Here is a 25,280-nt window from a genome sequence, read left to right as displayed (position 1 = left end):
GGTGTCATGGCTATCCGCGAAATCCTTGAAGTTCCCGATCCGCGCCTGAAGCAGATCTCCGCCCCTGTCGAAGCGTTCGACGATGATCTGAAGACGCTCGTCGAGGACATGTTCGAGACGATGTACGACGCGCCGGGAATCGGCCTGGCAGCGATCCAGGTTGGCGTGCCGCTGCGCGTCCTGGTGATCGATCTCCAGCCTGAGGACCCGGATGCAGAGCCCGAGGTGTGCACCGCGCATGGCGGGCATCATCACACGCACCAGCCGACGCTGAAGGAGCCGCGGATCTTCATCAATCCCGAGATCCTCGATCCTTCCGAAGAGCACACGGTTTATCAGGAAGGCTGCCTCTCGGTGCCCGAGATCTATGCCGACGTGGAACGCCCCTCGCGCATCCGCGCCCGCTGGCAGGACATTGAAGGCAATGTCCACGAAGAAGACATGGATGGCCTGATGGCCACCTGCCTCCAGCACGAGATGGATCACCTCGAAGGCATCCTTTTCATTGACCACCTCTCGCGCCTGAAGCGCCAGATGGCGCTCAAGAAGCTGGACAAGCTGCGCAAGGCAGCGTGAGCCGGGGATAACCCGCCCAGAGGACTGGCGTTCCTGAAACGTTCTGGTTAGACTGCCGGGATGGAAATCGCTGTCGCCGCCATCGCCGCGCTCGTCATCGGCCTCATCCTGGGCTGGTTTTTCGGCTCCCGTCCGGCTGCCCAGTGGCGCCAGCAGGCAGAGGCCCGCGAGCGTGAGGTGCGCGAACATGCCGATGTGCGCGATCGCGAGATGCGCGAGCTTGACGCGAAATACCTGCGCACCTTTGCCGATCTGGAAGCGGCGCGCGAACGCGCCAGCCGCGCTGATGCGCTGGCCGAGGCGCTCGATCAGGCGCGGCGCGATCATGCGGGCGAGCTGGACCGGGTGCGTGCCGCCTCAACGCAGGCGTTGGAAACACTGCGGACCGATCAGGGCGCGACGCTGGACCGCACGCGCGGCGAACTGACGCAAGTTTTGGAACGCACCCGTGCCGAGCACGCGCAACTGGTCGATACCCTGCGGCGCGAACAGCGTGAGCTGGCATCCGAACTGGCCACCCTGCGCGAGAAGTCGGCCAATTTCGACGAGCAGAAGCGCCTGCTGATCGAAGCGCAGGAGGCGCTGCGCAAGGAATTCGAGAATGCCGGGGCCAAGGTGCTCGAAGGCGCGCAGGAAGCCTTCCTGCGCCGCGCGGGCGCCCGCTTCGAGGAGAGCGAGAAGGCTAACGCGGAACGCATCGCCCGCCTGCTGGCGCCGGTCGGCGAGCGTCTCAAGAGCTACGAGGAGCAGGTGACCTCGCTGGAAGCCAAGCGCGTCGATTCCTTCGGCCAGCTCACCGGCCTCATCCAGTCGATGCGCGAAGGGCAGGAGAAGGTGCGCGAGGAAGCTGCGCGGCTCGGCAATTCACTGCGGAATGCCCCCAAGGCGCGCGGGCGCTGGGGCGAGCAGCAGCTGCGCAACGTGCTGGAGCAGTGTGGGCTCACCGAACATACCGATTTCGTCACCGAACACTCGATCGATACCGAGGACGGCCGCTTGCGGCCGGATGCGATCGTCAACATCCCCGGCCAGAAGAAGCTGGTGATCGACGCCAAGGTCTCGCTCAACGCCTATCAGGAAGCCTTCGAGGCGCAGGATGATGTGACCCGCGACGCGGCACTGCGCCAGCACGTCGCCTCGATGCGAAATCACGTCCAGACGCTGGGCGCCAAGAGCTACCAGAGCCAGTTCGAGGATGCGCCCGACTATGTGGTGATGTTCGTGCCCGGCGAGCACTTCGTGGCCGCTGCGCTGGAGCAGGATCCGGAGCTGTGGGACTTCGCCTTCCGCAACCGTGTCCTGCTGGCGACGCCGACCAATCTGGTCGCGATCGCGCGCACCGTGGCGCAGGTCTGGCGGCAGGACGGACTGGCCCGAGAGGCGCGCGAGATCGGTCGGATGGGCGGAGAACTCTACGACCGGCTTGCCGTCGCGGCCGAGCACATGAAGCGCGTCGGTGCGGGGCTGGAAACGGCGGTGAACAACTACAACAAGTTCGTCGGTAGCTTCGAGCGCAACGTGCTGAGCTCTGGACGCCGCCTCAAGGACAAGCACATCGAGATCGGCAAGCGCGAGATCGAGGATGTGCCCACCATCGAATCTTCACCGCGCTACGGTGCCGAGGCTCTCACCGGTCCGGAAGGCGGAGCGGAGCAGGCGGAAGCTGCGGAGTAAAGGGCCTACCCGCCCTTGGCCGGGACCTTCGCGTTCTCGACCCGCACCAGCTCGGCGGTGTGGCCGCTCGATTGCAGGAGCATGCGGTCGCCGTCCACTGCAAAACGCGGTGTGGCGACGAGGAGGGCGCCCACGGCGCGTTCCTGCTGCCAGGCGGATGCCGCGCAGACCATCTCGGTCTGATCCAGCGGGCCTGCAACGAGACGGTTCTGGTCGGTTCGCCATGGGCCGCCCAGATGGTTGCAGCCCACCTGAACGCCGAGTTGGCCGTTCCGGAAAGTCATCTGGGCATCGGTTGCAATGGGCTGCTGCCCGTCAATCCGCTCGAAACGCCAACTGGTCTGCGCAAGGTGCGAGCGGTCTCCTCCATCGGAGCATCCGGCGGCAAGGGCCGGCAGGGCAAGGAGGAAAGCGAGTCGCTGCATGATCTCCCAACAATGTCATGCAACATATTAGAGTTCGGTGAATAACTCCGTCACCGTTTGTGCAGGTGCGCCAGCGCCTCGTAGGCCAGTACGGCGCCTGCCACGGCGGCATTGAGGCTGTCCGCCCGCCCCAGCATGGGGATCGTGACACGCAGGTCGCAAGCGTCCTCGTAAGCGGCGGGAAGGCCCTGTGACTCGTTGCCGACCATCAGAAAGCAGGGGACCGCGTAAGGCGCCTGCCGGTAGTCGGTGGGATCGCGAAGGGAGGCGGCGACGAGCTGGCCCGCGCCCGAGCGCAGCCAGGGCAGGAATTCCTCCCAGCGGGCCACAGCCAGTTGCTGGGTAAAGATGGCGCCCATGCTGGCGCGAACCGCCTCGACCGAGAAGGGGTCGGCGCAATCGTCGAGCAGGATCAACCCGCCTGCGCCGACCGCGTCGCCGGTGCGCAGCATCGTGCCCAGATTGCCCGGATCGCGCAGCGCCTGCGCCACCAGCCAGATCGGGGAGGCATTGCGCTCGAGTGAAGATAGCCGGGTATCGAATTCCGCGAAGACGCCCGCCACCGCCTGCGGATTGTCCTTGCCGGTGACTTTGGCGAGGATATCGACGTCCATCTCCACCACTTCGCCGCCGGCCTTGTCCACGGCGTCTTCGAGCGCGTCGAGCAGCGGGTGCGGTTCGCGTCCGGTCGCCATCACGAGGATCTCGGGCACCTTGCCGCATTCGCGGGCATCGGTCAGCAGCCGCAGGCCCTCGGCGAGAAAACGCTTTTCGCGCTTGCGGTGCTTCTTCTCCCGCAGCGAGCGCAGGAACTTCACCATGGGATTGGAGAAGCCGGTTATGGTGCGGCGGACTGCCAAGGGACGTTACTCTTCGCCGAAACCATCCCTGACGAGCGTCGCCAGCGTGGACAGCGCGCCTTCCGCGCCGTCGCCGCTGCAGGCAATCTCGATGGTATCGCCCTTGGCCGCGCCCAGCATCATCAGCCCGAGGATCGAGCTTCCGGCAGCGGAAGTGCCTTCCTTTGAAACAGTTACCAGAATGCCGGCGGGCAGTTCGGCGACGTGGTTCACGAACTTGGCGCTGGCCCGCGCGTGCAATCCACGCTTGTTGACGATCAGCACCGCTTCACGGCAATCGATCATGCATCCTGTCCCAGGTATTCGCTTGCTATCGTTATGTAATTCCGCCCGGCATCGCGTGCGGCATTGGCAGCATCGCGTACAGACATGCATTCGCGCGCCTTGGCGAGACGGATCAGCATGGGCAGGTTGATGCCCGCGATCACTTCCACCTTGCCTGCCTGCATTAGCGAGATCGCCAGATTGGAGGGCGTTCCGCCGAAAAGGTCGGTGAGGATTATGACGCCCGAGCCGCTGTCCACCTTGGTGATGGCCTCGGCGATTTCGCTGCGGCGGCGTTCCATATCGTCGTTGGGGCCGATGCACACTGTCACGACATCGGCCTGATCGCCAACGACGTGCTCCATGGCATGGACGAATTCCTCGGCGAGATTGCCGTGGGTAACCAGGATCATACCGATCATGCTGGAAGTGCGCTCCGAATTTCCTGCAAACGCACCCGGGCATTGGTTTCATTTTTCACGCCGCGGACCCCCTTCCAGAAGATCGGCTGCTCGCGAGCCCAAGTTGCGGTGCAGCAATGTGGGCGAAAATCCTGCTTGACGCAAGGCTGCTGCAATCTGTTCGGCGGTAAACACGGAACGGTGTCTCCCTCCGGTACACCCGAAGGCAATGTGGACGTAGGCCTTACCCTGTGCCTGGTAGCGCGGAAGGAGCAGAAGGAGGAGATCTCGGATACGCGCAAACGCTTCTTCGAAGGCCGGATCCCTGCGGATGTAGTTGCCGACTGCCGGGTCCTGACCCGTCTGTGGGCGCAGTTCCGCGTCCCAGTGCGGATTGTCGAGAAAACGCATGTCGAAGACCAGATCGGCCACCGGGGGCATGCCGCGGGAGAAGCCGAAGCTGGAGACCGTGACAGTCATTTCCTCGTTTGCCGTGGATGCGAATCGTTCGCGAATCACGCGTTGCAGGTCGTTGGACGTGTACCCGCTCGTGTCGATCAGCATTTCCGCCCAGCGGCGCAGCGGCGCAAGCACTTCGCGCTCGGCGCGGATGCCAGTGGAAACCGGAGCGTCGGAAGCCAGTGCGTGGCGGCGGCGCGTTTCGTTGTAGCGACGTTCCAGCTCTGCGCTCGAGCAATCGAGGAACAGGGTGCTGAGCTCGATGTCGTCGCGTCCTTCCAGCGCCTTGACCTGGGCAATGATGCGGTCGGGGTTGAAGCCGCGGGTGCGGGAATCAAAGCCGATGGCCAGCGGGGTGCGGGCTTCCTCTCCGGTTTCGGGCGCGCTTTCGATCAGGCCGTCGAGCAGGCGGATCGGGAAGTTGTCGACGATTTCCCAGCCCAGGTCTTCGAGAACGCGCAGTGCCGTCGTCTTGCCTGCGCCCAGCATGCCGGTGACGAGCAGCACGCGCTGCCTGCCGGACCTTGTCTCGATTTCCCCGGAATTAACGCCCATGCCACCTGTTTGCGCCGCAGCGAGCCGAAAGGAAAGGGGGCGATTTCAGAATTGCAATCCGTACTGCCGCAAGGCCAGTTCCACCTTGATTGCGGGAGGATGAGCGTCAGGCCAGATGCGCACCAGCGGCACTGCCAGTCCAGCGATTTCGGTGGTGTCAGGCTCCTCGATATAGCGCGGCGCCTCGGGATCGAGCGCGATTGCGAGCGCGACGGGGGCCTCGTTGCGGAAGGGGAAGGTCAGAACGCCAAGGTTGCGCACTTCCATCAGTCCGCGGGTGCGCGGATGAGGGCGGGCGATCACGCGGCCGTTTTCGGCCACCAGCAGCACGCCGTCATCGCTCACCAGTTCGGCACCGCGGTCGACCAGAGTCAGCGCCAGGGACGATTTTCCGGTTCCCGGAGCCCCTTCGATCAGGATGCCCCGGCCGCCGATGGCAACGCAGCCGGCCTGGCGCACGATGGGGGTGGCAGCAGTGGTCATTCGTCGTCTTGCCAGCCGGGCAGGGATAGGACGAACCGCGCGCCGGGTGCGCCATCAGTCCGGTCGGTCGCCACCAGCTTGCCGAAATGCGCTTCGACAATGGTACGTGCGATGGCGAGACCCAGCCCGGAGTGCTTGCCGAATTCTTCACTGTCAGGCCGCAGCGAATGGAAACGTTCGAAAATGCGCTCACGCGAGGGTTCAGGAATACCGGGGCCATGATCCGAGATGGCGATCTCCACTCGCTGATTGGCGCGGGCCAGTACGACTTCGATGGCGCTGCCTTCGGGCGAGAACGACACCGCGTTGTCGAGCAGGTTCTGCAACACGCGCTCGAGGCGCGGGGCGTCTCCGGGCACGACGAGATCGCATTCCCCTTCACGCACGATCGAAACCGCGCATGTGCCGTTGACGCCGCGCTGGCCGCGCTCGCTGACCAGGGCCTGGACCAGCCGCAGCATGTCGACCGGCTCGAACGTTGTGCGGCTGAGCTGCGCGTCGATCCGGCTGGCGTCGGCGATTTCGGTGACGAGAAAGTCGATCCGCCGCACGTCGTCCTTGGCGACGCCAATCAGTTGGCGGCGCAGGTCGGGGGCCTCGACCCGGTCGAGGCTTTCCAGCGCGCTGCGCAGTGAAGTGAGCGGGTTCTTGAGTTCGTGGGCGACGTCGGCGGCGAAGCTCTCGACCGCGTCGATGCGCTGGCGCAGGGCGCCGCTCATGTCGGAGACCGCGCGGGCGAGCAGGCCGATCTCGTCGCGGCGGTCAGGCAGGCGGGGGATGACGACGCTGCGGTCACGGCCGAGCCGCACGCGCACCGTGGCCCGCACCAGCTTGCGCAGCGGTTCGACGATGGTGCGCGCGAGAAACAGCGAGAGCAAGATCGAGACGCCGAGCGCGCCGCCGACGATGATGGCCAGCGTCTGGCGCGCCATGCGCACGTTCTCGGTGATGTCGCGCGCGTTCCGGGTCACGAGCAGTGCGCCACCGGTGGTGCCGACGGGCGTGGCCGCGATGATCACCGGCGTCTGGTCGGGCGCGGCCTTGTGACTGACACTGGTCTGCCGGAGCGCCAGTGCTGCCGCAATTTCCGGCCAGGCTTTGGCACTGGCGTCGGCCGGGTCGTGGTAGGCCGGGATTTCCGGGGCGCCAAGCAGGAAGTCCATGCCCCGGTCGAGTACGCGCGCGGCGTCCTGATACCATGGTTCGGAGGCGGGATCGATCAACTGGTAGGATGGGGGTGCCAGCCTGAAGCTGTCCGCAGCCAGCGTGCCGTCCGGGGCGAACAGCCGCAACCGCAGGTCCTGTTCCGATCCGATGCGCGTGATCAGCTGCCGCTGGCGTTCCACTGTCTCGTTTTCCAGTGCTGCGGCGGTGATGTCCGCTTCGGATTTGGCAAGGCGGTATCGTTCGGCAAGCAGCTCACGCCGGTAGCTGTCGATATAGAACAGGCTGCCGGCCAGCAGCGCCAGGGCAATGATGTTGACCGCCAGAATGCGCGCGGTCAGCGAGATGCGCCAGGGCAGGCCGAGTCTTGCCGCCAAACCCGGGGGCGGCTTGCCCGGCGCTGCGGGTCTTGGTGTACTAGCCATCGGTAAAGGCGTAACCGGCGCCATAGAGCGTGTCGATCGCGCCGAATTCGGGATCGACGGCCCGGAACTTGCGGCGCAGGCGCTTGATGTGGCTGTCGATCGTGCGATCGTCGACGTAGACGTCCTCACTGTAGGCTGCGTCCATCAGCTGGTTGCGGCTCTTCACCACGCCCGGCCGCAATGCCATGGCTTCGAGGATCAGGAATTCAGTTACCGTCAGCGACACCGGCTTTCCGTCCCACGTCACCTGATGGCGTGCCGGATCGAGCTGGAGGCGGCCGCGCACGACTGGCTCGGGCAGATCGGCATGGCTGGTGTCCTCCGGGGCAGTCCGGGCCAGGTCGCTGCGGCGCAGGATGGCCCGGATACGGGCGACCAGCAGCCGCTGGCTGAAGGGTTTGGTGATGTAGTCATCCGCGCCCATGGCGAGGCCCAGGGCTTCGTCCGGTTCTTCGTCCCGGGACGTCAGGAAGATCACGGGGAGGCTCGACTTTTCGCGCAGGGCCTTGAGCAGGTGCAGCCCGTCCATGCGCGGCATCTTGATGTCGAAGATGGCCAGGTCGGGAGGATTTTCGAGCAACGCCTTCAGTGCCGCCTCACCATCGGTATAGACGCGCGTTGCGAAACCTTCGGCCTGCAGGCCGATCGAAACAGTGGTCAGGATGTTGCGGTCGTCATCGACCAGGGCGATGGTCTGCTGGCGCGGCGCTGCGGGGGTGCTTGCCTCGGCAGGGGCGGCAGGGGGCGTGTGGGCATCGGCCATGATGCTGGCTGGTTTCCCTTAGCGAACCAAAGGCCTGTGCCTAGCGCCTTGCGCTCCTGCTGACAATCTTAGCCAAACCGGGATCAATTGTTTCAAATTTGGGCGGTGAAAGGTTTTAATTGGTGTGAATTTGACGGAAAAGGGCGTGTCGACTATGCGCGACCCGATTCTTGCATGAGAATTGCAGATATGCGCGCCAGGGCGGCACTTGGTGTGCGATCTTTTGGAGGAGATGACATTGACCGCTTCCCTTAGCTACCCGCTCGAAAACCAGGGTATCAATACTTCGGCGCAGATCTTCGCGAACCTCGGTACCGCGCCGCTGGTCGAGCAGGCTATCATCAACGGGGAAGGGGTGCTTTCGGCAGATGGTCCTTTCGTCGTCGCAACCGGCAAGCACACCGGACGCTCGGCCAAGGACAAGTTCATCGTCAAGGACGCCGAAACCGAAAACACCGTATGGTGGGGCAAGACCAATGTCCCGATGACCCCGGAGCATTTCGCAGCGCTGAAGGAAGATTTCCTTGCCGCGGTGGCAAAGCAGGACAAGCTCTACGTCGCCGACCTGTTCGGCGGCTCGCAGCCCGAGCACCGCGTCAAGGTCCGCGTGATCAACGAATTCGCGTGGCACAACATGTTCATCCGCACCCTGCTGGTGCGTCCCAAGGCGGAAGAACTCGAAGGCTTCCTACCCGAATACACCATCATCGACCTGCCGAGCTTCCGCGCCGACCCGCTGCGCCATGGCTGCCGCAGCGAGACCGTGGTCGCGGTCAACTTCACCGAGAAGCTGATCCTGATCGGCGGTACCGCTTACGCGGGCGAGATGAAGAAGTCGGTCTTCGGCATTCTCAACTACCTGCTGCCGGTCAAGGGCGTGATGCCGATGCACTGCTCTGCCAACATCGGTCCTGATGGTGACACTGCCGTGTTCTTCGGCCTGTCGGGCACCGGCAAGACTACGCTTTCGGCCGATGCGTCGCGCACGCTGATCGGTGACGACGAGCATGGCTGGTCGGATACCGCCGTGTTCAACTTCGAAGGCGGCTGCTACGCCAAGGTCATCCGACTTTCGGAAGAGGCCGAGCCGGAAATCTATGCCACCACCCGCCGTTTCGGCACGGTGCTGGAAAACGTCGTGATCGATCCGGAAACCCGCAAGATCGACCTCGACGACAACTCGCTGGCCGAGAACAGCCGCGGGTCGTACCCGATCGACTTCATCCCGAACTGCTCGGCGCACAATCTCGGCCCGGTTCCGCAGAACATCATCTTCCTGACCGCGGATGCCTATGGCGTTCTGCCGCCGATCGCGCGTCTCACCCCGGATCAGGCGATGTATCACTTCCTCTCGGGCTACACCGCGCGCGTCGCGGGCACCGAGATCGGCGTGACCGAACCGGAAGCCACGTTCTCCACCTGCTTCGGTGCGCCGTTCATGCCGCGCCACCCCACCATCTACGGCAACCTCCTCAAGGAGCGCATTGCCAAGGGCGGTGTGAAGTGCTGGCTGGTCAACACTGGCTGGTCGGGCGGCAAGGCCACCATGGAAGGCATCAGCCGCATGCCGATCAAGGCCACTCGCGCGCTGCTCAATGCCGCGCTCGACGGCAGCCTCAACAGCGCCGAGTTCAAGGAAGATCCGAACTTCGGTTTCGAGGTTCCGGTGGAAGTGGCTGGTGTCGACCCCAAGCTGCTCGATCCCCGCGGCGCCTGGGCTGATCAGGACGAGTACGACAAGACCGCGCGGACGCTGGTCAATGCCTTCATCGAGAACTTCGAACAGTTCGAAGCCCATGTCGACGAAGGTGTGCGCGAGGCTGCGCCCAAGGCTTCGGTCTCGGCCTGATCGCCGTCACAACGAATGAACGAAGGGCTCCGGAACTTTGGTTCCGGGGCCCTTTGTTTTGTCACGAAACAGGGGCATGATGGCGCGGTTCATCACAATGGAGAACCGCTCATGGGACTTTTCGACGGCATCCTGAGCCAGGTCAGCGAACACGCGGACGTGGGTAATCTTGCCAGTCAACTCGGCATCGATCCGGCGATGGCCGAAAAGGCCATTGCGGCCTTGGGTGCGGCCCATCAGCAGCCGGGCGACACAGCGCAGCTTGCTTCCCAGAAGACCGGGCTCGATCTTGCCATGATCCAGCAGATCATTGCGGCGATCGGCGGCGAAGGTTCGCTCAGCCAGATTGCCAGCCAGTTTGCCTCTGATCCGTCGAAACTTACCGCCCTGTTCGACCGGGACGGCGACGGCAGCGCCATCGATGATCTGACCGACATGGCCAAGGGGTTCTTCGGCAAGTCGTAATCGCGGTCCATCGGAAAATTGTCCGTCATCGCCGTCTGGGCGGGGATGACGGACCCGTTCGTGCTCAGACCCTGGCAGCCTCGATATAGGCGGTGATGTTGTCGGCCAGCACATCGAGCGGCACATTGCCGCCGTCGACGACCGCCTGATCGAAATCTCGCAGATCGTAGGCTGAACCAAGCGCGGCAATGGCGCGTTCGCGCTGTCGGTTGATCTGGTTGTGGCCCATCTTGTAGCCGCAGGCCTGTCCGGGCCATGAGCAGTAGCGGTCCACTTCGTTGACCACTTCCTCTCGCTTGTTGCCGTTCTTCTCCATGAAGAACTGGACGGCCTGCTCGCGGGTCCATCCTTGCGAATGCAGCCCGGTATCCACGACCATGCGGCAGGCGCGGAAAGCAATCGACTGCAAATAGCCCAAGCGGCCTACCGGATCATCATCATAGGCGCCGAGTTCGTCGCCCAGCTGTTCGCCGTAAAGTGCCCAGCCTTCCGAATAGGCATTGAATGCCAGGATCGAGCGGATCAGCGGCAGGCGGTTCGCGTACTCGCCCTGCCAGACGTGGCCGGGGATCGATTCGTGATGGACCAGCGTGGGCAGGTCGTACTTGCGGTGCAGGTCCGTCGTGCGCAGGTTGATCCACATCTTGCCGGGAATCTTCCCGTCCTTCGATCCCGCGCCGCCATAGGCCGTCGGCGCGCCGGGTTCTTCGGCCAGGGGCAGGCGGCGGACTTCGACGTTGCCCTGCACGAGGTGGCGGAATGCGCGCGGCATCTGGGCGCGGATCCAGTCGATGCGCTTCTGGATGAAGGCAAGGATTTCCTTGCGGCCGGGATCGCCCTCGGGGAACATGAACCGCTTGTCGCTGCCCAGCGCCGTCATGCGCTGGCCCACGGTGCCCTGCGTATAGCCGAGGCTCTTGAGGATCGGGTCCATGCGGCCATGCAGCTCGGCGAGCTGGTCCTTGCCGAGCTGATGGATTTCTTCTGCCGGGACGCGCGTGGTGGTGCTGGCGCGCAGGGCCCAGGCATAGAATTCGGCGCCTTGCGGGCGCTCACGCATGCCGGGATCGCCGGTGGCGAGGCCGCGCTGGCGCTGCAGTTCGGCGAGCTGGCGTTCGAGGGCCGGGACGATTTCCTCCGCGACGGCCTGCTGGGCCTGTTTCTCCCAGTCGCCGGGAATGTCCGCCGTGCGCTTGACCAGCGACTGCACCATGCCGCCTCCGCCGTCGCGGGCATCGGCTATCGTGCTGGTCATTTGTGCGATCGCACGGTCCAACAGGAAATCCGGGGCGATCAGGCCTTTGTCCGCTGCGCTGCGCATCCGGCCGAGCTCGCCATCGAGCTGTTCGTCCATCTGGCCCAGACGGGCGATGTAGGCGTCAGCATCCTGCCCGGTGTGGACCGGGTGATCGGCATCGAGAAAGCGCGGCGTGTCGAGGTAGGCACCAACGTTCTGGATCACCACATAGGGCGTGTTGCGCCAGCTGCCGACGGCGACATCGCCATAAGGCTGAGCGAAGCCATCCAGCGCCGTCGCGTAAGCGCTCTTCACCACCGCAAAGCTGGTCCGGGTGGAGTAGTCGAACGCAGTGGTGTCGATGGCTTCGATCCTGGCAAGATCTTCGCGCAGCTTTGCTGCAAGCGCATTCACGCCGTCTTGCGAGCGGTCTTCGAGACGGTAGCGAAGGCCGGCGTTTTCGCCAGTGTCGACGCCCAGACCGGTAGCCCGTTCGGGTTGATGGTCCAGCAGGCGCCAGGCAATCGCGTCCAGCGCGGCTGCGCCAGTTGTGGCGGCTTCCGCGCTGGCGGATGCCGTCAGCGGCCGGACCAGGCCGCTCAGTGCGATCCCGGCGGTCCCGGCAGCAAGCAGGTGGAGGGTGTCGCGCCGGGAAACCGGGCGGCGCACGGTGAAGGTATCGTTTCGGGGGGTGTTTTTCATTTACGGGTGATGGCCGCAGGAAAAAGCGGTGTCAAACCGGCTCGCGCGGGGCGTTTGTCTGGGCTACCAGTGGCCTATGAATATTGCGCTTTCGCTGCTCGTGCTGACCGCTATCGCCCTTGTTCTGGGAAGCCTGGTGCTGTTCCGGAGGCAGGGGTACCGCAAGCAGGCCATGCTGATGCTGGCGCTCGCAGTGATCATGGCGATCAACATCGCGATCTGGACGCTGCCCACGCCGGAGGGCAAGTCGCTTTCCAGCGAGGCTCAAAAGGAACAGGCGCCGGAGTGATCCCCGGCGCCTGCCTGTTCTTTGCAAAAGCGCTGCGGCTTACTTGATCGGACAATCCGGCGAGAGGCGCATGTCGAGATAGTTGTCGACCGAGCGCATCAGGTCTTCGGTTTCGTGCTCGAAGAAGTGGTTGGCGCGGGGGATCTCGTCGTGGTGGATCGTGATGTGCTTCTGCGTGCGCAGCTTGTCGACCAGCTTCTGAACGGCATTCGGCGTCACCACGGTATCGGCGGTGCCCTGCACGATGATGCCCGAGGCCGGGCAGGGGGCCAGGAAGCTGAAGTCGTACATGTTGGCCGGCGGCGCGATCGAGATGAAGCCGCGGATTTCCGGACGGCGCATCAGAAGCTGCATGCCGATCAGCGCGCCGAAGGAATAGCCGGCGATCCAGGTGGTCTGGGCTTCCGGGTGGATGGACTGCACCCAGTCGAGCGCGGCGGCTGCGTCCGACAGCTCGCCGATGCCGTTGTCGAAGCTGCCCTGGCTGCGGCCGACCCCACGGAAGTTGAAGCGCAGCGTTGCGAACCCGCGGTTGACGAAGGTCTTGTAGAGGTGCTGAGTGATGCGGTCGTTCATCGTGCCGCCCGCCTGCGGGTGCGGGTGGAGAATCATCGCAACCGGTGCGCGCGGGCGCGGGGCGGGCTGGAACCGGCCTTCGAGGCGACCTTCGGGACCGGGGAAAATGACTGCGGGCATAATTTTTTCTGGCCTGACCTGTTGAAACTCCCGCACGGCGGCAGCGAATGGGCTCGCCTGCGCTGTACGGGAGTGGAAAAGGGAAGGTTCGCTATATAGAAATCTTTGCGTTGAAAACAACTTTACAAGCCATGCCAGACAAACGGATTTATCTCGACCACGCCGCGACCACCCCGTTGCTCCCTGAAGCGCGCGAAGCGTGGCTGCACGGCGCGGCCGTCTGGGCCAATCCTTCGAGCCCGCACGCGGAGGGACGCGCTGCCCGTGCAGCGCTGGAGGATGCCCGCGCGCGAGTGAAAGGAGCGTTGGGGTGGGATGGCGAGGTGGTGTTCACCTCGGGCGCGAGCGAGGCGCTGGCGCTTGCCATCGGTCGTTCGAAGGTACCGCTTTCGGGAGTCTCCCCTGTTGAACACGATTCCGTGCTGCGCCTGGCCGGGGATGCGGTCCGTGTGGACGTGGACCCATGCGGGCGGGTGAGCCCGGGAAGCGCGGGCATCAACGGGCTCGTCGCTGTGCAGCAGGTTAACAGCGAGACCGGTGTTGTTCAGAACCTGGCGGCTATCGTCGCGGCAGTGAGGGCCGCGGGCGGCGTGCTGCTGGCCGATTGCGCACAAGGGGCGGGCAAGATCCCCCTGCCGGATGCGGACCTGATCGCGCTTTCGGCGCACAAGTTCGGAGGTCCGATCGGCGTCGGCGCCTTGCTGGTGCGGGACTGGAACTTGCTCCATCCCACCGGCGGGCAGGAACGCGGCTACCGGCCGGGCACAGAGAACTTGCCCGGCGTTCTGGCCATGGCCGAGGCGCTGGAAGCGGGGTCAGACTGGATGAACGAAGCAACACGTCTGCGTGGCATTCTGGAGCAGATCATGACAGAGGCCGGGGGCGAGGTTGTTGCGGCCGAGGCAGAACGCTCACCCACGATCGGTGCGTACCGGATGCCGGGCAAACCGGCCAATGTTCAACTGATCCGGTTCGATGCCATGGGCATTGCCGTCTCGGCAGGCAGCGCCTGTTCCTCAGGCTCGCTCAAGACCAGCCATGTCCTGGAGGCGATGAACTATCCGCACCCTGCCGAAGTGATCCGCGTGTCGATCGGCAGGGAAACGACCGAAACGGACGTGGCCCGGTTCATCGATGCCTGGAAGCAGGTGGCCGGGATCAGGGTGCAGGCATGATCTACCTCGACTATCAGGCGACCACGCCGCTCGCACCGGAAGCGCGCGAGGAGATGCTGACCTGGCTTGCCGGACCCGAGACCATGGGGTTCGCCAATCCGCACAGTCCGCACCGGCCTGGCCGTGCAGCCGCCGCTGCCGTGGAGGTGGCACGCGTGCAAGTGGCCTCGTTGTTGCCGCCGGGCGGCCGGGTGATCTTTACCTCCGGCGCGACCGAGGCGATCAATCTCGCCATGGCGGGCAGCGGCGCGCGGCGCTTTGCAGTTTCGGCCATCGAACATGCGGCAGTGCTCGATACGACGCGGGTGCTTGATCCGGGAGCGCAAGTAATTCCCGTCGATGCCGAAGGGCTGACCGATCCGGACACTCCCATTGAGGCGGGCATTGGCCTTGTCGCCGTCATGCAGGTGAACAACGAGATCGGGACGATCCAGCCGGTCGAGGCTTGGGCTGAACGCGCGCACGCGGCAGGAGCGCTGTTCCTGTGCGACGCAGTTCAGGGCGCTGGCAAGCTGGCGCCTCCGAGTAATGCCGATATGATCGCGGTATCGGGGCACAAGCTTTACGGCCCCAAGGGGATCGGCGCGCTGTGGGTGCGTGACGGGCTGGAGATCAAACCGCTGATCTATGGCGGCGGGCAGGAGCAGGGCTTGCGTTCCGGCACCTTGAGCCCGGCACTATGCGCAGGCTTTGGTGCGGCGGCCGCACTGGCCAAGACGCGCATGGAGGACGATGCCGCACTCGTCGAGGACTTGTGGACGCGTGCCCGGACGATCCTTTCACGCTGGACGCTCAACGGATCGGCCTCGCAGCGCTGGCACGGCAATCTCAACTTGCGCCTGCCCGGGCTCGATGTTGCCCGCCTGATGTCGGACTTGCGCGGCATTGCTTTTTCCGCCGGATCGGCTTGTGCCAGCGGGTCGGGCCGGCCCAGTCATGTGCTGCGGGCGCTGGGATTGTCCGACAAGGATGCCAAAGCCTCTATCCGTCTGGGATTCGGGCGATATACTGCCGCCGGGGAACTGGAGGATGCCTGCGCTAAAATAGATGCCGCTGCGGCGGCGCAGGGAGTCTGAATTGCTGAATGTGCTTTTTGTAACGGCTGACGGAAGCAAGGTGCCGGCGCAGGCCGAGCCGGGCGCACGTCTGCTGGAAGTGGGCCAGAATGCAGGGATGCCGCTGGAGGGCACTTGCGAGGGGCAGATGGCCTGTTCTACCTGCCATGTAATCATCGCGCCCGACTGGTTCGATAAGCTGCCGCCAGCCTCGATGGAGGAAGAGGACATGTTGGACCTTGCCGCAGGCGTTGCGCGCACTAGCCGCCTTTCGTGCCAGATCGAGCTGACCGATGCGCTCGACGGGATCGAGGTCCGTATCCCGGGCATGTCGCACGATATGCAGATCGGCTGATAGACCTGCAAGACAACGGCGGAAAACCTGAATGCCGGGGTTTCCGCCGCGACGTTCCCATTGCTAGGGCTCTTCGGCCATGGTGAGTACGACCGACGACGAATCCGATCCTTTCGACGCAATCGTAGATGCGCCTTTCGACGCTGCCCTGTCGGAGCGCTATCTCGTCTATGCTCTGTCCACGATTACAGCGCGTTCGCTGCCGGACCTCAGGGATGGTCTGAAGCCGGTGCACCGCCGCTTGCTATGGGCGATGCGACAGCTCAAGCTCGATCCGGCGAGTGCCTACAAGAAGTCCGCGCGCGTTGTCGGCGACGTCATCGGTAAGTATCACCCGCATGGCGATGCCTCTGTCTATGACGCGATGGTCCGCCTCGCGCAGGATTTCTCGCTGCGCTATCCGCTGGTGCAGGGGCAGGGCAACTTCGGCAATATCGACGGCGATAACGCCGCCGCCTACCGCTACACCGAAGCGCGGCTGACCAAGACCGCGATCCAGCTCATGGCCGGGCTGGACGAAGGCACGGTCGATTTCATTCCGACCTACAATGGCGAGGAAAGCGAGCCGGACATCTTCCCCGGCCTCTTTCCGAACCTGCTGGCCAATGGCGCGACGGGCATCGCCGTGGGCATGGCGACTTCGATCCCCAGCCACAATGTCGCCGAGATCATCGATGCGACGCTGATGTTGATCGACAATCCCCACGCCGAGCACGCCCAGCTGATGGAAGTGTTCAAGGGACCGGACTTTGCCACTGGCGGCCTCGTGGTCGATAGCCCGGAGGCGATCAGCCACGCCTATGAGACCGGCAAGGGTGCGTTCCGCATGCGCGGGCGTTTCTCTACGGGAAAGGATACGGCGGGCAACTGGGAAGAGACCGGCATCGAGAAGCTCGGCGGCGGCCAGTGGCAGCTCGTCGTGTCCGAAATCCCCTACATGCTGGCCAAGGGCAAGCTGATCGAGCAGATCGCCCAGCTCATCGCCGACAAGAAACTGCCGATCCTCGAAGATGTGCGCGACGAAAGCGACGAGCAGATTCGCATCGTCTTCGTGCCCAAGAGCCGCAATGTCGACCCGGAACTCCTGAAGGAAAGTCTCTACCGGCTCACCGATCTCGAAAGCCGGTTCAGCCTCAACCTCAATGTGCTGGACGCGCACCGCACGCCAGGCGTGCTGGGGTTGAAACTGCTGCTGCAGGAATGGACCTACAGCCAGATCGACATCCTGCTGCGCCGCACCCGGCACCGGCTCGACAAGATCGCCTCGCGGCTGGAACTGCTCGAAGGCTACATCATTGCCTACCTCAACCTCGACCGGATCATCGAGATCATCCGCACCGAGGATGAGCCCAAGGCGGTGATGATGGCGGAGTTCAACCTCACGGACCGGCAGGCCGAGGCGATCCTCAACATGCGGCTGCGCTCCTTGCGCAAGCTGGAGGAAATGGAACTCCGGCAGGAGCACGCGGACCTGCTGAAGGAGCAGGATGACCTGCAGAAGCTGCTCGAAAGCCCGGCCCGGCAGCGTACGCGCATCAAGCGGGACCTGACCACGCTGCGCAAGGACTACGCCGAGGATACCGAACTCGGGCGTCGCCGGACCACCATTGCACAGGCCAAACCCACGATCGAATTCTCGATGGACGCGATGATCGAGAAGGAACCGGTGACGGTGATCCTTTCGGCCAAGGGCTGGATTCGCGCGGCCAAGGGGCATGTGGCCCTGGACGGTGATTTCAAGTTCAAGGAAGGCGACGGCCCGGCTTTCGCCTTCCACGCGCAGACCACTGACAAGATCCTGATCGCGGTCGACAATGGCCGGTTCTACACGCTGGGGGCGGACAAGCTGCCCGGTGCACGCGGTTTCGGCGAGCCGATCCGCACCATGGTCGATATCGATTCCGATGCGCAGATCACCGCCGCCATGCCGCACAGGCCCAAGACGCAGCTGCTGCTGGCTTCCAACGCCGGGCGCGGTTTTGCGGTCGAGACCGACGAAATTCTGGCCGAGACCCGCAAGGGCAAGGCGGTGATGTCCACCAAGCCGGGCGTCCAGCTGATGATCGTGCGCGAGATTCCGCCCGAGCACGATCACGTCGCAGTGGTGGGTGACAACCGCAAGCTGGTGATTTTCAGTCTCGAGGAACTGCCGGTCATGGCCAAGGGACAGGGCGTCACCCTGCAGCGCTACCGCGACGGCGGAATGTCCGACGTGACCACGCTCAAGCTGGAAGACGGACTGTCCTGGACCATGGGCGGCGACAGTGGCCGCACCCGGACCGAAAAGGACATGGTGATGTGGAAAGTCGCGCGCGGTGCGGCTGGCCGCATGCCGCCGAATGGCTTCCCGCGCGACAACAAGTTCTAATCTTACCTCCCCCTTGATGGGGGAAAGAATTTTGTGTCAGGTCTCTTCCGCTGCTTGCGGATGGTGGGGCACCAAAATGAGCGTGTTGTTCTCAACCCGCCAGCTGGCGAGGCGCGAGAGCAGGTTCATCCCGATGACATTGGCATCGCCGAGGCCCGGCGCAACCACCGCGTCCAGCTGGCGAGCGACGATGTTGCCCATGCGCAGTTTATCGATCGTTGCGACCTGCGCCTGAATGGTTCCGTTGGCAGTGTGCATCAGAACCGAACGGTCGAGTGGGCCGCGTTGTATTTCGGCGCGGTTCGCGGTGCCGGGAGAAATGGCGGTGAGCGTCGCGCCTGTATCGACGAGGAAATCCCGCTTCACGCCGTTCACGCTGGCGCGTATCCAGAAATGGCCATCCGGCTGCATCGGTACGCGCGTTTCCTGCCCTTCCACGCTCTGGCTCGGCATTCCGAGCTGGGGCAGGGCGATATCGGTGCCGGTCGTGAACCGCGTGACCTGTGCAATGGTGAGCAGGAACACGGCCAGCAGTCCGAGATTGCCCACGCCGCGCAGGAAGCCGCCCAGAATGGGCGCGCCGCGCCGCATCATGCCGCCGAACACGCTGACGAATATGCCGCCCAGTGCCAGCGCCAGCAGAGGCTGGGATGACAGGTATTCTAGGGTTTCGCGCAGTCCCATGGACGCACTTTAGCCGTTCCAAGATTGCGGGTGGCTGACTCGCAATCGCCATGCGGGAGAAGGATCAGCCTGTTGTCCTCTACCCGCCAGCTGGCGAGCTGAGAAAGCAAATTCATCCCGATCACGTTGATATCGCTCTCGGTGTCAGGCGCGATTGCGACTGTGAGCCCCTTGGCATCGATCCCGCCAAAGCGCAGTGAACCGGCGGTGGCCTTGCGGGCCACGATCGGCCCATTGGCGGTATCGAGAACCATGCCTTCAGTGCCCTCCTCGGGCATCAGTCCCGCGCGTTCGGCCGTGGCGGCGGATACCCCGGTGTATGTCGCACCGGTATCGACAAGGAATTCCACTGGCGTGCCATTGAGCTGCGCCTCGACCCAGAAATGCCCATCGGCGCGCTGGGATATCACGGTCTCATTGCCTTCGACGGATGCGGGGCGTGTGCCATCCAGCCATAAGGCGGCCTCAGAGTGGGTATTGTGCAAGGCCACTTGCGTCACTGTCAGCAGGGCCGCGCCGCCAAGACCGAGATAGGCGGTGTTGCGGAGGCCATGTCCGAGTTGCGGGCGGTTCGCCGAGACCATCCCCGCCAGCACGGCCAGCAGGATTGCGGCAATGGTCAGGGCAAGCAGCGGCTGGTCGTAAAGGAAGCTGCCGAGTTCGCCCAGGTTCACGCGGCGCGGCCTGCCAGCTCCGCGTCGAGCAGCGCTTCGACACGGCTTTCATCGGGAAAACCTTCGACGATCCAGCGATCCTCGACCTGCCGCAGCAGGCGGGCCACGTCCGGCCCGGCGCCGACGCCGCGGGCCACGATCTGCCCGCCCTTGAGCGGGAATACCGGGAGGTCCCAGCCGTCCAGCGGAGCAGTATCGGCTCCGGCGATCAGTAGGCGGTCGAGCGCGCTGTCACGGCCAAGGCGGTAGGCGAGGGCGCGGGCATCTCCGGGCTGTGCTTCGCGGGCTGCTGCCGTGGCGAGACGTTTCTTCTGTGCACCGGACAGGCGGAAGCGCGAGGCGACCTGTTCGGCAAGCGGGACTTGCGCGGGCAGCAACGCGGCAAGGCGGCGCAGCGCCTCAGGCGCGGCGCCTTGAGCCCGCTCGTGAACGATCAGCGCAGCGAGCGCTTGCGGATCGGCTTCGGGAAGGATGACCGCCAGCACGCCCAGTTCGGCCATGCGCTGCACCGTCGGTGCCGGATCGGGCAGACCGAGCAGGTTCATGGTTTCCATGCCCACGCGCTCGCGGGACAGCCCCTTGAGTGAGGCGGCGAGTTGCGAGCAGGCACTTTCCGCTTCAACATCTGCTGGTTGCGATCCAAACCTCGCCTGAAATCGGAAATAGCGCAGGATGCGCAAGTGATCCTCACGAATGCGCTCATGGGCGTCGCCGATGAAGCGGACATGGTGCTTTGCGAGATCGCCGAGGCCATCGAAGTAATCAAAGATTTCGCCGGTAGCGGGATCGGCATAGAGCGCGTTGATGGTGAAATCGCGCCGCGCCGCGTCCTCCTTCCAGTCGCTGGCGAACGCGACGGTGGCCCGGCGGCCGTCGGTGCTGACGTCGTGGCGCAGGGTTGTAATCTCGACCGGACCTTCCGGCAGGACGGCGGTGACCGTGCCGTGCTCGATGCCGGTGGGCACGTTGCGGATGCCGGCTGCCTTGAGGCGTTCGATCACCTCTTCAGGGCGCAGCAGGGTTGCCATGTCGATGTCCTTGACCGGCTGGTCCAGCAAGGTGTCGCGCACTGCGCCGCCGACGAAGCGCGCATTGCCTTCGCCCAGCGCGGCATTGAGTCCGGCGAGGCCTTCACGGTGCATCCAGGGGGCGTCGAGGCGCTCAGTCATGCCATTCCAGTCTATGCGCAAGATTATGCAGGATCGCGCCGGTAACGCCCCAGATAACGTGATCCTGCCGCCCGTCCGACCATGTGATCTCGACGAAGGAGTGCTTGCGGTCCTCGTAGTCGACCGTGCGGGTTGCCTGATTGGCGGGATCGAGCACGAAATCGACCGGTGCCTCGAACCACTGCGCTACTTCCGCCGGATTGGGATAGATGGTGAGGTCGGGTGGAACGACGCCCAGAACCGGGGTGATCTCGTAGCCGCTGCCGGTGCGATAGCGATCGCTGGTGCCGATGACGCGAACTTTGCCGGGATCGATGCCGAGTTCCTCGTTGGCCTCGCGCAATGCGGCCTCTACGGGATTTTCGCCGGGATCGATCCGGCCGCCGGGAAAGGCAATCTGTCCGGGGTGTGCGCGCATGGTGGACGGGCGATGCAATAGCAGCATGCCGGGGCGCTCGCGTTCGGTAATGGCGATCAGCACGGCAGCGGGTTTGAAATCCTGCATTTCGTAGGTGCGCGGGTCGATCCACAGCGCAGGCGGCGCCTTGGCGTGCCCGGCCTCGAAGCGGCGGGTGACCTGATCGTAGAGCGTCGTCATGCCGGTTGCAGCGGGAATGTCATGCCCTGACTGCTCACTGACAGGTCGTCGCCTGCCAGCGCGATCTCCACGAGCTGGGCGTAAGTGCTGCGGTTGAGGCGGGCCTCGGTGCCATGGCGTACGCCCACATAGAGCGCGGGCGTATCGGGATCGCCCTCGGCACGGATGGGATGATCGGGCCCGGCGATTACGAGGTCGTCGGTATTTAGCTTGAAGACGAGCGCATCGCCATCCTGCTTGACGTCAATGGCGATGAACGCCGCATCGTCCACTGCGATCGACAGCTTCTGCGAGGGCGTGACCAGCCAGTGTTGCCCGGCCTCGTCGCGCAGCAGCAGTGAGGCGAAAGCGCGTAGCATCGCCGGGCGTTTGATCTCGCCGCCCTGATGGAACCAGCGTCCGTCTGGCGAGATGCGCATTTCGCTGTCGCCCACGGTCTCCGGAGACCACTGCGAAACCGGCGGCAGCTTGCGTGCCGCCACCAGTTCGGCAGCTTCTGCCAGCGAAAGCGTGGCAAGCTCGGGGGGCGGTTCATAAGGCATCGTCTCGCGATGCCAGATAGGGTGCCGCCCGCCAAGGTCCAGTGCGCGCTTTACCCCAACCAGGGGCCGAGCATGCCCTTTTCAGGCAAGACCGCCGGGTTCTCGCAGCGCACCAGCAGGCGGGCCTGTTCGAACGGGCCGGGCAGGTCCCAGCCGCCGGTGTATTGATTGGTGAAGCCCCAGAAGCGGCCGTAGTACTCCGGATCGCCGATCATCACCTGCGGCAGCGGCGCGCGGGAATCGATGCACGACAGGCTGGCCGAGACCAGTGCCTGACCGAAGCCTTCGCCCTGACGATCGGGCATGACCGCGACCGGGCCGACCATGATCATCGGATGTGCGCGGCCGTTCTCGTCGTTGAGCGCGACCGGCCAGCACTGGATCGAGCCGACGAGCATCTCGTCGCCATCGAGCGCGGCAAAGCTCAGCGCGGGCAACCAGTCCACGCCCTCGCGCACCTTGTAGGCGGTGCGCTGGCGTCGCTCGGGCTCGAACGCGCAGTCGAGCAGCTGCTCGATCAGAACGGGATCGACATTGTCGAGCGGGATGATGGTGGCGGTTTCCGACATGGCGCGCGCGGATAGGGGCGGCGCGCGCCTTTGTCGATTCAATTCGCAGGCGTGAGTTTGAGAAGATGACCGCTGCCGGGCGCCGGGCCGTCTTCCAGCAGCCAGATCGTACCGTCTGGACCCTGCTCGATCTCACGAATGCGGTTGTCGAGCGGATAGCGTGCTTCCACGATGGCTTTTTCGCCATCGATCCGCACGCGGACCAGGCCAGGAACCGCGAAAGAGGCGATCACGGCCTGTCCTGTCCACGCAGGAAACTGGCTGCCGGTGTAGAAGATGAAGTCGCCCGGCGCGATTACCGGGTTCCAGCTGATCGCCGGAGCGGCAAGGTCGGGTCGGGTGGAGTGGCGCGGGATCGGCTTGCCGTCGTAGTGATCGCCGTCGGACACCAGCGGCCAGCCATAGTTCTGGCCCGGCTTCACCAGATTTAGTTCGTCGCCGCCCGCCGGGCCATGCTCGAGGTCCCACAACCGGCCTTCGGGATCGAACGCGATGCCCAGCACGTTGCGGTGGCCGAAGGACCAGATCTGATTTGTGGGTGAGGGCTTGTCCGCAAAGGGATTGCTGGGCGCCGGTGTGCCGTCCGGCAGCAGGCGGACGATCGTGCCGAGATTGTTGGTCAGGTCCTGTGCAGGTTGCATCTTCTGCCGTTCGCCCGAGCTGATGAAGAGATATTGCCCATCGGGTGAGAAGGCGAGGCGGTGCGAATAGTGTCCGCGCCCCGTGACTTTCGGCTGCTGGCGCCAGATCACCGTGAGCCCTTCGAGGCGGCAGCTGGCTTCGCTGGCGCAGGCGAGCGTTCCGCGTCCGACAGCCGCGCCGCGCGTATCGCCGCTGCCTGCTTCTGCCCAGCTGAGATAGACGGTGTGCCCGTCGAGCGATGATCCGCTTGTATGCGCTTCCGGCGCGAATATCACGTCGCCGAAGCCGCCCTGGCCGCCGTAGTCGACTTTGGGAGCGCCGGGCACGAGGACATTGCGGCCATCGGGCAGGAGCATCCGCAAGTGCCCCTTCTTCTCGGTCACGAGCGCGATGCCGGTCGCCGGATCGATGGCCATGGCCCAGGGCTCGTCGAACCCGGCCACTTGCTCGACGCGGAACGGCATTGCGCTTTCGGGCGCGTTTTCCCCGGTCGCGGCCTGACTGCAGCTTGCCGTGAACAGGCCCAGAGTCGATACCAATGGAAGGAGGATGCGCGCTTTCATGTCTGCCTCAATGCTTGAAACCGGGACCGGTGCCCATTCCGGGCAAGGCTTCATCATCGGTGTCGATGAAGCCGGGCGCGGGCCGCTGGCAGGACCGGTTGTGGCGGGGGCGGTGGTGCTGTGCAAGCCCCGCCCGGCGGGGCTCGACGATTCCAAGAAACTATCGAAGACGCGCCGGGCCGCTCTGGAAGAAACGATCAAGCGCCGCTGCACATGGGCGGTGGGCGTGGTCGATGTCGAGGAGATCGACCGGCTCAACATTTTCGGGGCGACGATGCTGGCGATGACCCGCGCGGTGCTGTCACTGTGCGGGCAACTGGGCGGTGAACCGGCCGAAGTACTGGTGGACGGCAATCTCACGCCCCACGGGCGTACGGCGGACTGGCGCTGGAAGGCGCGCGCGATCGTCGGCGGCGATGCGCTGGAGCCGTGCATTTCGGCGGCTTCGATCATCGCCAAGGAACATCGCGACCGGATGATGCGTCAACTGGCTGAAATCCACCCGCATTACGGGTGGGAGCGCAATGCCGGATACGGCACGGCCGAGCACATGGCGGCGCTGCGCGAACACGGACCGACGCCGCACCACCGGCGCAGCTTCGCGCCGGTCGCGCAACTGGAAATGCGCCTCTAGGCAGCACAACGGGGAGGGAGGCAGAATGGCAAAAGGGTTCACGGCACAGCAGGTTACCTCGCAGGCAGGCAAGTGCTTTCTCGTCACCGGGGCCAACACCGGGCTCGGCTTTGAAACGTCTAAAGTGCTGGCCGCTCATGGCGCGCGGGTGCTGATGGCCTGCCGCAGCGAGGACAAGGCGCGCCAGGCGATCGAGCGTATCCGCATGGCGGTGCCGGGCGCGAACCTTTCGTTCGTCCATCTCGATCAGGCCGACATCGGATCGGTCCAGGAATGCGCGCACAAGGTCATCGCGGAAGAGCCTCGCCTCGACGTGCTGGTGAACAACGCGGGCGTCATGTTCCCGCCGCTCCAGCGCACGGCGCAGGGGCATGAACTGCAGTTCGGCGTCAATCACCTCGCGCCTTTCGCGCTGACCGGGCTGCTGCTGCCCAAGCTTTCCGGGACACCCGGCGCGCGCGTGGTCATTACCTCAAGCCTTGCCCACAAGGGTGGCCGGATCGACTGGGACGATATCGACGCGCACCAGAGCTACAGCCGCACCAAGCGCTATTCGGACAGCAAGCTGATGAACCTGCTGCACCTGTTCGAGCTGGACCGGCGGCTCAGGGCGGCGGGATCGCCGGTCAGCGCGATGGCCTGCCATCCCGGCTTCGCGAAGACCGATCTCGACCGGCACAGCGGCTTTGCGCGGATATTCTTCCCGCTGGCGGGCCTGATCTTCAACAGCGCGGCACAAGGCGCCTGGCCGACCTTGCAGGCGTCGGTGGCACCGGACGCGGTGCCGGGCGAGTTCTATGGGCCGCAACACATGGGTGGGGCGTCGGGCCCCTCAGGTATCGCCAAACGGATGGCGGCTGCTCGCGATCCTGAGGCTGCGGCGCGGCTATGGACGCTGTCGGAAGAAGCTACCGGCGTGCGGTATCCGCTGGCCTAGCGACGAGTGTTGAATGGAGGTCTGCTAT

The 25,280-nt window shown here is 64.6% G+C and carries 28 protein-coding genes; 11 read left to right on the top strand and 17 right to left on the bottom strand.

The genetic code is table 11. The features are described from left to right. Positions 1–6 precede the first annotated feature (6 nt). Positions 7–576 carry a peptide deformylase gene (def, locus tag MTR64_RS05375; protein ID WP_243991475.1) on the top strand — a complete coding sequence of 190 codons (570 nt, stop codon included), beginning with the start codon at positions 7–9 and terminating at the stop codon, positions 574–576. 60 nt (positions 577–636) lie between these two features. Further along, positions 637–2,250, top strand: coding sequence for a DNA recombination protein RmuC (gene rmuC, locus MTR64_RS05370; protein WP_243991468.1), 1,614 nt, complete (start codon positions 637–639; stop codon positions 2,248–2,250). A 5-nt stretch (positions 2,251–2,255) separates the two neighbouring features. On the opposite strand, the gene MTR64_RS05365 is transcribed toward rmuC, so the two are convergent. From MTR64_RS05365 to MTR64_RS05330, 8 genes are read right to left on the bottom strand one after another with little or no spacing between them, the layout of a single operon-like run. After that, complete coding sequence (locus MTR64_RS05365) at positions 2,256–2,675, bottom strand: META domain-containing protein (protein WP_243991459.1); 420 nt, start codon at positions 2,673–2,675, stop codon at positions 2,256–2,258. A 50-nt stretch (positions 2,676–2,725) separates the two neighbouring features. Continuing rightward, positions 2,726–3,535 (bottom strand): TrmH family RNA methyltransferase, encoded by an 810-nt coding sequence (locus MTR64_RS05360; protein ID WP_243991457.1) that lies wholly within the window; start codon positions 3,533–3,535, stop codon positions 2,726–2,728. 6 nt (positions 3,536–3,541) lie between these two features. After that, positions 3,542–3,820: an HPr family phosphocarrier protein gene (locus MTR64_RS05355; protein ID WP_243991455.1), complete on the bottom strand. Its 279-nt coding sequence runs from the start codon at positions 3,818–3,820 to the stop codon at positions 3,542–3,544. Then, positions 3,817–4,221, bottom strand: coding sequence for a PTS sugar transporter subunit IIA (locus MTR64_RS05350; RefSeq protein WP_243991453.1), 405 nt, complete (start codon positions 4,219–4,221; stop codon positions 3,817–3,819). Before MTR64_RS05350 ends, MTR64_RS05355 begins: the two co-directional genes overlap by 4 nt. 48 nt (positions 4,222–4,269) lie before the next feature. Next, on the bottom strand, positions 4,270–5,214 hold the full coding sequence (gene rapZ / locus MTR64_RS05345) for an RNase adapter RapZ (RefSeq protein ID WP_243991451.1): 945 nt from the start codon (positions 5,212–5,214) through the stop codon (positions 4,270–4,272). A gap of 45 nt (positions 5,215–5,259) precedes the next feature. Beyond that, positions 5,260–5,697: an HPr kinase/phosphorylase gene (locus tag MTR64_RS05340; RefSeq protein WP_243991449.1), complete on the bottom strand. Its 438-nt coding sequence runs from the start codon at positions 5,695–5,697 to the stop codon at positions 5,260–5,262. Continuing rightward, positions 5,694–7,286: a sensor histidine kinase gene (locus tag MTR64_RS05335; protein ID WP_243991447.1), complete on the bottom strand. Its 1,593-nt coding sequence runs from the start codon at positions 7,284–7,286 to the stop codon at positions 5,694–5,696. The genes MTR64_RS05340 and MTR64_RS05335 overlap by 4 nt, the downstream gene beginning before the upstream one ends. Then, a complete protein-coding gene (locus tag MTR64_RS05330; protein ID WP_243991445.1) occupies positions 7,279–8,049 on the bottom strand; it encodes a response regulator transcription factor in 771 nt (256 codons plus the stop codon). Before MTR64_RS05330 ends, MTR64_RS05335 begins: the two co-directional genes overlap by 8 nt. A 232-nt stretch (positions 8,050–8,281) precedes the next feature. Here MTR64_RS05330 and MTR64_RS05325 point away from each other — a divergent pair, with 232 nt between their 5' ends. Together MTR64_RS05325 and MTR64_RS05320 are read left to right on the top strand one after the other, a co-directional pair. Continuing rightward, entirely contained in the window at positions 8,282–9,898 is a 1,617-nt protein-coding gene (locus tag MTR64_RS05325) for a phosphoenolpyruvate carboxykinase (protein WP_243991712.1), read from the top strand. A gap of 111 nt (positions 9,899–10,009) precedes the next feature. After that, positions 10,010–10,363: a hypothetical protein gene (locus tag MTR64_RS05320; RefSeq protein ID WP_243991443.1), complete on the top strand. Its 354-nt coding sequence runs from the start codon at positions 10,010–10,012 to the stop codon at positions 10,361–10,363. Between the two features lie 64 nt (positions 10,364–10,427). Here MTR64_RS05320 and MTR64_RS05315 read toward each other — a convergent pair whose 3' ends face one another. Then, positions 10,428–12,302: a DUF885 domain-containing protein gene (locus tag MTR64_RS05315; protein ID WP_243991442.1), complete on the bottom strand. Its 1,875-nt coding sequence runs from the start codon at positions 12,300–12,302 to the stop codon at positions 10,428–10,430. A 76-nt stretch (positions 12,303–12,378) separates the two neighbouring features. On the opposite strand from MTR64_RS05315, the gene MTR64_RS05310 reads away from it, so the two are divergent. Then, entirely contained in the window at positions 12,379–12,591 is a 213-nt protein-coding gene (locus MTR64_RS05310) for a hypothetical protein (protein WP_243991441.1), read from the top strand. 39 nt (positions 12,592–12,630) lie between these two features. On the opposite strand, the gene MTR64_RS05305 is transcribed toward MTR64_RS05310, so the two are convergent. Then, on the bottom strand, positions 12,631–13,287 hold the full coding sequence (locus MTR64_RS05305; protein ID WP_243991440.1) for an alpha/beta hydrolase: 657 nt from the start codon (positions 13,285–13,287) through the stop codon (positions 12,631–12,633). Positions 13,288–13,418: 131 nt separating this feature from the next. Here MTR64_RS05305 and MTR64_RS05300 point away from each other — a divergent pair, with 131 nt between their 5' ends. The 4 genes from MTR64_RS05300 to parC all read left to right on the top strand — a co-directional run bounded on the left by MTR64_RS05300 (position 13,419) and on the right by parC (position 18,240). Beyond that, positions 13,419–14,462 (top strand): cysteine desulfurase family protein, encoded by a 1,044-nt coding sequence (locus tag MTR64_RS05300; protein ID WP_243991439.1) that lies wholly within the window; start codon positions 13,419–13,421, stop codon positions 14,460–14,462. Beyond that, positions 14,459–15,538 carry a cysteine desulfurase family protein gene (locus tag MTR64_RS05295; RefSeq protein ID WP_243991438.1) on the top strand — a complete coding sequence of 360 codons (1,080 nt, stop codon included), beginning with the start codon at positions 14,459–14,461 and terminating at the stop codon, positions 15,536–15,538. Before MTR64_RS05300 ends, MTR64_RS05295 begins: the two co-directional genes overlap by 4 nt. A gap of 1 nt (position 15,539) precedes the next feature. Beyond that, on the top strand, positions 15,540–15,872 hold the full coding sequence (locus tag MTR64_RS05290) for a 2Fe-2S iron-sulfur cluster-binding protein (protein WP_243991437.1): 333 nt from the start codon (positions 15,540–15,542) through the stop codon (positions 15,870–15,872). Between the two features lie 79 nt (positions 15,873–15,951). Further along, complete coding sequence (parC, locus tag MTR64_RS05285; RefSeq protein WP_243991436.1) at positions 15,952–18,240, top strand: DNA topoisomerase IV subunit A; 2,289 nt, start codon at positions 15,952–15,954, stop codon at positions 18,238–18,240. Positions 18,241–18,276: 36 nt separating this feature from the next. Here parC and MTR64_RS05280 read toward each other — a convergent pair whose 3' ends face one another. The 7 genes from MTR64_RS05280 to MTR64_RS05250 are packed head-to-tail and all read right to left on the bottom strand — an operon-like array spanning position 18,277 to position 23,681. After that, positions 18,277–18,924: a retropepsin-like aspartic protease family protein gene (locus tag MTR64_RS05280; RefSeq protein ID WP_243991426.1), complete on the bottom strand. Its 648-nt coding sequence runs from the start codon at positions 18,922–18,924 to the stop codon at positions 18,277–18,279. Further along, complete coding sequence (locus tag MTR64_RS05275) at positions 18,903–19,598, bottom strand: retropepsin-like aspartic protease family protein (protein WP_243991424.1); 696 nt, start codon at positions 19,596–19,598, stop codon at positions 18,903–18,905. Before MTR64_RS05275 ends, MTR64_RS05280 begins: the two co-directional genes overlap by 22 nt. After that, positions 19,595–20,767 carry a CCA tRNA nucleotidyltransferase gene (locus MTR64_RS05270; protein WP_243991422.1) on the bottom strand — a complete coding sequence of 391 codons (1,173 nt, stop codon included), beginning with the start codon at positions 20,765–20,767 and terminating at the stop codon, positions 19,595–19,597. Before MTR64_RS05270 ends, MTR64_RS05275 begins: the two co-directional genes overlap by 4 nt. Next, the gene (locus MTR64_RS05265; protein WP_243991420.1) at positions 20,760–21,365 is read right to left on the bottom strand and encodes a CoA pyrophosphatase; all 606 of its coding nucleotides are present in this window, start codon (positions 21,363–21,365) and stop codon (positions 20,760–20,762) included. The genes MTR64_RS05270 and MTR64_RS05265 overlap by 8 nt, the downstream gene beginning before the upstream one ends. Next, a complete protein-coding gene (locus tag MTR64_RS05260) occupies positions 21,362–21,907 on the bottom strand; it encodes a DUF1285 domain-containing protein (RefSeq protein WP_243991418.1) in 546 nt (181 codons plus the stop codon). Before MTR64_RS05260 ends, MTR64_RS05265 begins: the two co-directional genes overlap by 4 nt. Before the next feature lie 50 nt (positions 21,908–21,957). Beyond that, positions 21,958–22,476, bottom strand: a complete 519-nt coding sequence (locus MTR64_RS05255) for a GNAT family N-acetyltransferase (protein ID WP_243991416.1) — start codon at positions 22,474–22,476, stop codon at positions 21,958–21,960. 38 nt (positions 22,477–22,514) lie between these two features. Then, complete coding sequence (locus MTR64_RS05250; protein WP_243991414.1) at positions 22,515–23,681, bottom strand: PQQ-dependent sugar dehydrogenase; 1,167 nt, start codon at positions 23,679–23,681, stop codon at positions 22,515–22,517. Here MTR64_RS05250 and MTR64_RS05245 point away from each other — a divergent pair. Both MTR64_RS05245 and MTR64_RS05240 read left to right on the top strand, forming a co-directional pair. Beyond that, positions 23,680–24,315 carry a ribonuclease HII gene (locus tag MTR64_RS05245; RefSeq protein WP_243991412.1) on the top strand — a complete coding sequence of 212 codons (636 nt, stop codon included), beginning with the start codon at positions 23,680–23,682 and terminating at the stop codon, positions 24,313–24,315. The two genes, MTR64_RS05250 and MTR64_RS05245, sit on opposite strands and share 2 nt — an antisense overlap. A gap of 25 nt (positions 24,316–24,340) precedes the next feature. Next, positions 24,341–25,252, top strand: a complete 912-nt coding sequence (locus tag MTR64_RS05240) for an oxidoreductase (RefSeq protein WP_243991410.1) — start codon at positions 24,341–24,343, stop codon at positions 25,250–25,252. The last annotated feature ends 28 nt before the right edge of the window (positions 25,253–25,280 follow it).

It is taken from the genome of Novosphingobium album (ex Hu et al. 2023) (assembly GCF_022832385.1).
In the GTDB taxonomy this organism is placed as follows: domain Bacteria; phylum Pseudomonadota; class Alphaproteobacteria; order Sphingomonadales; family Sphingomonadaceae; genus Novosphingobium; species Novosphingobium album.
This window is presented reverse-complemented; position numbering and strand designations above follow the sequence as displayed.

What these genes read in the sequence shown, in the direction of transcription:
- MTR64_RS05315 (WP_243991442.1), bottom strand. Translation starts at nt 12,302, where the DNA reads ATGAAAAACACCCCCCGAAACGATACCTTCACCGTGCGCCGCCCGGTT.
- MTR64_RS05350 (WP_243991453.1), bottom strand. Translation starts at nt 4,221, where the DNA reads ATGATCGGTATGATCCTGGTTACCCACGGCAATCTCGCCGAGGAATTC.
- MTR64_RS05310 (WP_243991441.1), top strand. Translation starts at nt 12,379, where the DNA reads ATGAATATTGCGCTTTCGCTGCTCGTGCTGACCGCTATCGCCCTTGTT.
- rapZ (WP_243991451.1), bottom strand. Translation starts at nt 5,214, where the DNA reads ATGGGCGTTAATTCCGGGGAAATCGAGACAAGGTCCGGCAGGCAGCGC.
- MTR64_RS05245 (WP_243991412.1), top strand. Translation starts at nt 23,680, where the DNA reads ATGTCTGCCTCAATGCTTGAAACCGGGACCGGTGCCCATTCCGGGCAA.
- MTR64_RS05305 (WP_243991440.1), bottom strand. Translation starts at nt 13,287, where the DNA reads ATGCCCGCAGTCATTTTCCCCGGTCCCGAAGGTCGCCTCGAAGGCCGG.
- MTR64_RS05260 (WP_243991418.1), bottom strand. Translation starts at nt 21,907, where the DNA reads ATGCCTTATGAACCGCCCCCCGAGCTTGCCACGCTTTCGCTGGCAGAA.
- MTR64_RS05325 (WP_243991712.1), top strand. Translation starts at nt 8,282, where the DNA reads ATGACATTGACCGCTTCCCTTAGCTACCCGCTCGAAAACCAGGGTATC.
- MTR64_RS05355 (WP_243991455.1), bottom strand. Translation starts at nt 3,820, where the DNA reads ATGATCGATTGCCGTGAAGCGGTGCTGATCGTCAACAAGCGTGGATTG.
- def (WP_243991475.1), top strand. Translation starts at nt 7, where the DNA reads ATGGCTATCCGCGAAATCCTTGAAGTTCCCGATCCGCGCCTGAAGCAG.
- MTR64_RS05320 (WP_243991443.1), top strand. Translation starts at nt 10,010, where the DNA reads ATGGGACTTTTCGACGGCATCCTGAGCCAGGTCAGCGAACACGCGGAC.
- MTR64_RS05295 (WP_243991438.1), top strand. Translation starts at nt 14,459, where the DNA reads ATGATCTACCTCGACTATCAGGCGACCACGCCGCTCGCACCGGAAGCG.
- rmuC (WP_243991468.1), top strand. Translation starts at nt 637, where the DNA reads ATGGAAATCGCTGTCGCCGCCATCGCCGCGCTCGTCATCGGCCTCATC.
- MTR64_RS05330 (WP_243991445.1), bottom strand. Translation starts at nt 8,049, where the DNA reads ATGGCCGATGCCCACACGCCCCCTGCCGCCCCTGCCGAGGCAAGCACC.
- MTR64_RS05340 (WP_243991449.1), bottom strand. Translation starts at nt 5,697, where the DNA reads ATGACCACTGCTGCCACCCCCATCGTGCGCCAGGCCGGCTGCGTTGCC.
- MTR64_RS05280 (WP_243991426.1), bottom strand. Translation starts at nt 18,924, where the DNA reads ATGGGACTGCGCGAAACCCTAGAATACCTGTCATCCCAGCCTCTGCTG.
- MTR64_RS05255 (WP_243991416.1), bottom strand. Translation starts at nt 22,476, where the DNA reads ATGTCGGAAACCGCCACCATCATCCCGCTCGACAATGTCGATCCCGTT.
- MTR64_RS05265 (WP_243991420.1), bottom strand. Translation starts at nt 21,365, where the DNA reads ATGACGACGCTCTACGATCAGGTCACCCGCCGCTTCGAGGCCGGGCAC.
- MTR64_RS05240 (WP_243991410.1), top strand. Translation starts at nt 24,341, where the DNA reads ATGGCAAAAGGGTTCACGGCACAGCAGGTTACCTCGCAGGCAGGCAAG.
- MTR64_RS05365 (WP_243991459.1), bottom strand. Translation starts at nt 2,675, where the DNA reads ATGCAGCGACTCGCTTTCCTCCTTGCCCTGCCGGCCCTTGCCGCCGGA.
- parC (WP_243991436.1), top strand. Translation starts at nt 15,952, where the DNA reads ATGGTGAGTACGACCGACGACGAATCCGATCCTTTCGACGCAATCGTA.
- MTR64_RS05335 (WP_243991447.1), bottom strand. Translation starts at nt 7,286, where the DNA reads ATGGCTAGTACACCAAGACCCGCAGCGCCGGGCAAGCCGCCCCCGGGT.
- MTR64_RS05270 (WP_243991422.1), bottom strand. Translation starts at nt 20,767, where the DNA reads ATGACTGAGCGCCTCGACGCCCCCTGGATGCACCGTGAAGGCCTCGCC.
- MTR64_RS05300 (WP_243991439.1), top strand. Translation starts at nt 13,419, where the DNA reads ATGCCAGACAAACGGATTTATCTCGACCACGCCGCGACCACCCCGTTG.
- MTR64_RS05250 (WP_243991414.1), bottom strand. Translation starts at nt 23,681, where the DNA reads ATGAAAGCGCGCATCCTCCTTCCATTGGTATCGACTCTGGGCCTGTTC.